Source organism: Streptomyces sp. ICN903 (assembly GCF_022015835.1).
GTDB lineage: Bacteria > Actinomycetota > Actinomycetes > Streptomycetales > Streptomycetaceae > Streptomyces > Streptomyces fenghuangensis.
On sequence record NZ_JAKMAY010000361.1, the window covers coordinates 1 to 5,091 of the forward strand.

Annotated in this window: 4 protein-coding genes and 1 pseudogene; all 5 read left to right on the plus strand. The window is 73.7% G+C overall.

The features are described 5' to 3' along the window. Window positions 1–187 (plus strand): annotated as a pseudogene (locus L7D48_RS25555) (hypothetical protein); the annotation flags it as partial. Continuing rightward, window positions 165–2,057, plus strand: a complete 1,893-nt coding sequence (locus L7D48_RS25560) for an LpqB family beta-propeller domain-containing protein (protein ID WP_237882939.1) — start codon at window positions 165–167, stop codon at window positions 2,055–2,057. The pseudogene L7D48_RS25555 and the gene L7D48_RS25560, both read left to right, overlap by 23 nt. 19 nt (window positions 2,058–2,076) lie before the next feature. Further along, window positions 2,077–2,805, plus strand: a complete 729-nt coding sequence (locus tag L7D48_RS25565) for a ComF family protein (RefSeq protein ID WP_237882941.1) — start codon at window positions 2,077–2,079, stop codon at window positions 2,803–2,805. 489 nt (window positions 2,806–3,294) lie between these two features. Next, window positions 3,295–3,999, plus strand: a complete 705-nt coding sequence (gene hpf, locus L7D48_RS25570) for a ribosome hibernation-promoting factor, HPF/YfiA family (protein ID WP_237882943.1) — start codon at window positions 3,295–3,297, stop codon at window positions 3,997–3,999. A gap of 148 nt (window positions 4,000–4,147) precedes the next feature. Then, window positions 4,148–4,900: a response regulator transcription factor gene (locus L7D48_RS25575; protein ID WP_237882945.1), complete on the plus strand. Its 753-nt coding sequence runs from the start codon at window positions 4,148–4,150 to the stop codon at window positions 4,898–4,900. Window positions 4,901–5,091 lie beyond the last annotated feature (191 nt).

The window sequence follows — 5,091 nt, forward strand, 5'->3', positions numbered from 1 at the left end:
GTCCCCGGGGGCCGTGGGGGAGTCCAACCGCTCGCCCGGCGGCGCGGTGGCGGCACCGCCGCGGGATGCCGGGGACGCCGGGGGCGGTCAGGGCGCCCCGGGCGGCGGGGAGCCGGAGGCGCGAAGGCGGATGACGAACGAGCCGGAGGAGGAGCAGGGTGGACATGGCGACCGGCAAGGCTACTGAGCGTCCCCGCGAGGGCCTCCGTCCTCTCCGCTCCTCCCGTACGCGCCGTCGGCACGCGGCGGCGCTCGGCGCTCTCGTCCTGCTGCTCTCCGGGTGCGCGTCGATGCCCTCCGAAGGGGAGGTCCGCAAGGTGGACCCCCTCTCCCGGGCCGACACCGACTCCCAGGCACGGGTGTTCGGGGTGAGCCCGCGCAAGGGCGCGGATCCCTGGCAGATCGTGCGCGGCTTCCTGGAGGCCACCACGAGCGACGAGCCGGAGTTCGCCACTGCCCGCGAGTACCTCACCGGCAGGGCCGCGCGCGGCTGGGACCCCTTCGCCCGTACGACGGTGCTCGACGTCGCCCCCGTCGTGTCCTCCTCGGGCCGCTCCTCCACCGGTGAGGAGGACGGCACCACCGTGGAGGTGACCGGCCCGACCGTCGCGCTGGTGGACAGCGAGCACGCCCACCAGCCCAGCGAGGGGACGTACCGGGAGGTGTTCCACCTCGTCCGGGTCGGCGGCGAGTGGCGCATCGACCGGCTGCCGGACGGGCTGGTGGTGGCCGAGGCCGACTTCGAGCGCAACTACGAGTCGGTCAACACCTACCACTACGCCGACCTGGGGCCGGACACCGGCGCGGTGACGCGGGGCGAGGACGTCCTGGTCGCCGATCCGATCTACGTCCGGGAGCGCATAGACCCGCTGACCGAGGCGGTCGAGGCGCTGCTGGACGGCCCGACCGGCTGGCTGGCCCCGGTGGTCGGCTCGGCCTTCCCCGAGGGCACACGGCTCGCCGACGGCGCGAGGCTCTCCCCGAACGACTCCGGCACGCTGACCGTCCCGCTGGTCGTTCGCGACGGGAAGGGGCGCGAGCGTCCGCTCAGGGCGGGGAGCGCCCAGTGCGACCGGATGGCCGCCCAGGTGCTGCACACCGTGGACGGCCAGGTGTCGGCCAGGACCTCCCGTGTCCGGCTGACCGGAGGAGAGGGCGGCGCCGAGCTGTGCTCCCTGACCGGTGACGAGGCCGAGGCGTACGCGCCGGGCCGGCTGGGCGGCGACGGCGGTGGTCAGTACTTCGTCGACGACCGCGACCGGCTGGCCGTGGTACTGGGCGACAGCGACCGGACCGCGCCCGTCGGAGGCCCGTTCGGTGCGGGGCGGATCCGGATGAGCGCGGTCTCGGTGAGCCGGGACGAGAAGCGGGGTGCGGGGGTGTCGCTGGACGGCCGGTCGCTGTTCGTCGCTCCGCTCGCCGCCGACACCGGGCTCGGCGACCCCGTGGTGACCAGCGGCGCGCAGCGGGAGAGGGACGGGCTGACGGCTCCGAGCTGGGACGGACTCGGCGACCTGTGGGTGGCCGACCGCGATCCGGACGGGCCCCGGCTGCTGTGGCTGCGCGGGGGCCAGGAGGAGGCGAGGGAGGTCGAGGTGGCCGGCCTCGGCCGCGGCCGGATCGAGGCGCTGAGGGTCTCCTCGGACGGTGTGCGCATGGCACTGCTGGTCAGCGAGGGGGACCGGACGACCCTGCGGCTCGGACGCATCGAGCGGGAGGAGTCCGAGGACGGGGAGCCCATGGCGACCGTGGAGGGCCTGCGGCCCATCGCTCCGCGGATGGAGGAGGTGCTGGACGCCTCCTGGGCGGGCGACAGCAGGCTGGTGGTCGTCGGCCGGGAGTCGAAGGGCGTGCAGCAGTTGCGCTACACGGCGACGGACGGCTCCTCGGCCGGCCCCCCGACGCTGCCCGGGCTCAACGGGGTGACCGGTGTGGCGGCCTCGGAGAACGGCGACGAACCGCTGCTGGCCGACACCGGGGAGGGCATCGCCCGGCTCGATCGCGCCGAGTGGGAACTGGTCACGGACAAGGGGTCGATGCCTGTCTACCCGGGGTAGTCATCCCGGTATGTTCGGTATGCGGGAATGGTGGCGGGAACTGGCCGATCTGGTGCTGCCCGCCGACTGCGCCGGGTGCGGACTGCCGCGCACCGGTCTGTGCGCGCGGTGTCGGGAACTGCTGCGCGGTTCCGGGCCTCGGCTCGTGCGGCCGGACCCGCCGCCGGACGGCCTGCCGCCGGTTCACGCGTGCCTGGCCTACGCCGACGAGGTACGGGCGGTGCTGCTCGCGCACAAGGAGCGCGGCGCCCTGCGGCTGGCGGCTCCGCTGGGAGCGGTGCTGGCCGGCGCGGCGGGTGCGGCGGCTCAGGAGACGGCACCGGGGGGAGCGGCGCCGGGAGGCGCGGCACGGGAGGGGAGGAGGCCGCTGCTGCTGGTTCCGGTGCCCTCCGCGCGGCGCTCGGTGGCGGCGCGCGGTCACGACCCGGTACGGAGGATGGCGCTTGCGGCGGCCGGCGAACTCAGACGCGCCGGGCGGCCGGCGCGGGTCCTGCCCGTGCTGCGGCAGCGGCGCACCGTGGCGGACCAGGCGGGGCTGGACGCCCGGCAGCGCCTGGCCAACCTGGCCGGAGCCCTGGGCACGGCCGCCGGTGCGGGACGGCTGCTGGCGCAGGGCCCGGTGGTCGTGGTGGACGATCTGGTGACCACGGGCGCCTCGCTCGCGGAGGCGGCGCGGGCGCTCGGCCGGGCCGGCGGCACAGTGGTCGGCGCGGCGGTGGTGGCGGCCTCGCGGCCCGGCAACCCCTAGCACCACATCGGCCGGGGTCCACCCCGCTCGCCGCTCCCGCTGGTCTCGCACCGGCGTGCGGGCGCTCACCCGGCAGGTGTCCGCGGGGGCGTACCCCGGCCGGGAATGGGCAGTGTGGTCCGTACGGGTGGAACCGCCGGCGGGAGCACCTGCCTCCCGGCCCGAAGGCGGAGCCGCCCGCGATCGGAGGTAGGTGCCGACAGGGGGTGCCGAGTTTCCTCCGGCAGGGGTAGGTTCGGTTGTGAGGAATGGCGAGAGTCGTTCCGTACGGCGGGACATGTGCGCTCCAGGGCGTTCACCCGGCTTTGCCGGCCAATCTCCCGGAAACGGGAGGGTGGCGGTCTTCCCGACCGGGGAGGAGGAGGTGAAAGTCGCAACCCGACGTAGGGCCGGACGGTGACGGGCGGGAGCCCGCATCTTCCGGACTCAGTGCACAAAGGGCGTGCTCCACCGCTCAGGCGGCGGAGGTGCCCGGGAACGGAGTTCTGCGTGGACATCGTCGTCAAGGGCCGTAAGACAGAGGTGCCGGAGCGGTTCCGCAAGCACGTGGTCGACAAGCTCAAGCTGGACAAGATCCAGAAGATCGACGCCAAGGCGATCCGCCTCGACGTCGAGGTGTCCAAGGAGCCCAACCCGCGTCAGGCCGACCGCTCCGACAGGGTTGAGATCACACTGCGCTCCCGCGGTCCGGTGATCCGCGCCGAGGCGGCGGCGGCCGATCCCTACGTGGCGCTGGATCTGGCCACGGAGAAGCTGGAGTCGCGGCTGCGCAGGCAGCACGAGAAGCGGGTCTCCGCGCGCAAGGGCAACGGCCACCACCGGATCCCGGCGCGCGACGTGGCCGTGACCGTGCCGAACGCGGCGACCGTCGGCGAGGACGGCCGGCTCGGACCGCAGCGCACGACGGTCGAGGAACCGCCCGCCACCACCAAGGTGGGACCGCTGGAGGTCCAGGGGGAGGGCCCCCTGGTCGTCCGGGAGAAGACCCACGCGGCGGCCCCGATGTCGTTGGACCAGGCCCTGTACGAGATGGAGCTGGTCGGGCATGACTTCTACCTGTTCGTCGACTCCGAGACCAAGCTGCCGAGCGTCGTCTACCGACGGCACGGCTACGACTACGGCGTCATCCATCTGGAGCCCGACCCCTTCGTGGAGGAGGCACCGCAGGGCGCCGGAGGCGCTCTGCGTGGCTGATAACAGTCGCTGACACCGCGCACCGGACCCGCCCCCGGCCGAACGAGGAATTCGGCCGGGGGCGGGGGCATGGAATCATGGCCACGTCCAACCGGCGCCCTGCACCGGCCGGTTGGCGCTGCGTAGCCTGGCTGCAGGGGGAGGAACGATGGCGGACAGCTTCGGGCCCGTGACGCCCGGCGCGCGGGACGGCGGCCGGGGCGCCGCACCCGTGGACGCGGGGACGGCGGACCTGCGCAAGGAGCCCATCCGAGTCCTGGTCGTCGACGACCACGCCCTCTTCAGACGCGGGCTGGAGATCGTCCTCGCGCAGGAGGAGGACATCGAGGTCGTCGGCGAGGCGGGGGACGGGGCCGAGGCCGTGGACAAGGCCGCCGACCTGCTCCCCGACATCGTGCTGATGGATGTGCGGATGCCCCGGCGCGGCGGTATCGAGGCATGCACCTCGATCAAGGAGGTGGCCCCCAGCGCGAAGATCATCATGCTGACGATCAGCGACGAGGAGGCCGACCTCTACGACGCGATCAAGGCGGGGGCCACCGGCTACCTGCTCAAGGAGATCTCCACCGACGAGGTCTCCACCGCGATCCGCGCGGTCGCCGACGGGCAGTCGCAGATCAGCCCGTCGATGGCGGCCAAGCTGCTCACCGAGTTCAAGTCGATGATCCAGCGCACCGACGAGAAGCGGCTGGTGCCCGCGCCGCGCCTGACCGACCGGGAGCTTGAGGTGCTCAAGCTCGTCGCCACCGGCATGAACAACCGCGACATCGCCAAGGAACTCTTCATCAGCGAGAACACCGTGAAGAACCACGTCCGCAACATCCTGGAGAAGCTCCAGCTCCACTCCCGGATGGAGGCCGTGGTCTACGCGATGCGGGAGAAGATCCTGGAGATCAGGTGAGGCGGGCCGACCCGCGCCGGGTCGGCCCGCACCGCACCGGTCCTGCCGAACGCGCCGGGTGAACCGGGCGCACCGGAGGCGGCGGGCGCGTCAGTCGAGGGCCGCGGTGAGGGCCGCGGCCAGCGCCGGGTCGTCGCAGCGCTCGACGCGGACCGCGTCGCAGCCCACCCACCCGGCCGCCTCCCGCAGCG

What these genes read in the sequence shown, in the direction of transcription:
- L7D48_RS25560 (WP_237882939.1), top strand. Translation starts at nt 165, where the DNA reads ATGGCGACCGGCAAGGCTACTGAGCGTCCCCGCGAGGGCCTCCGTCCT.
- L7D48_RS25565 (WP_237882941.1), top strand. Translation starts at nt 2,077, where the DNA reads ATGCGGGAATGGTGGCGGGAACTGGCCGATCTGGTGCTGCCCGCCGAC.
- L7D48_RS25575 (WP_237882945.1), top strand. Translation starts at nt 4,148, where the DNA reads ATGGCGGACAGCTTCGGGCCCGTGACGCCCGGCGCGCGGGACGGCGGC.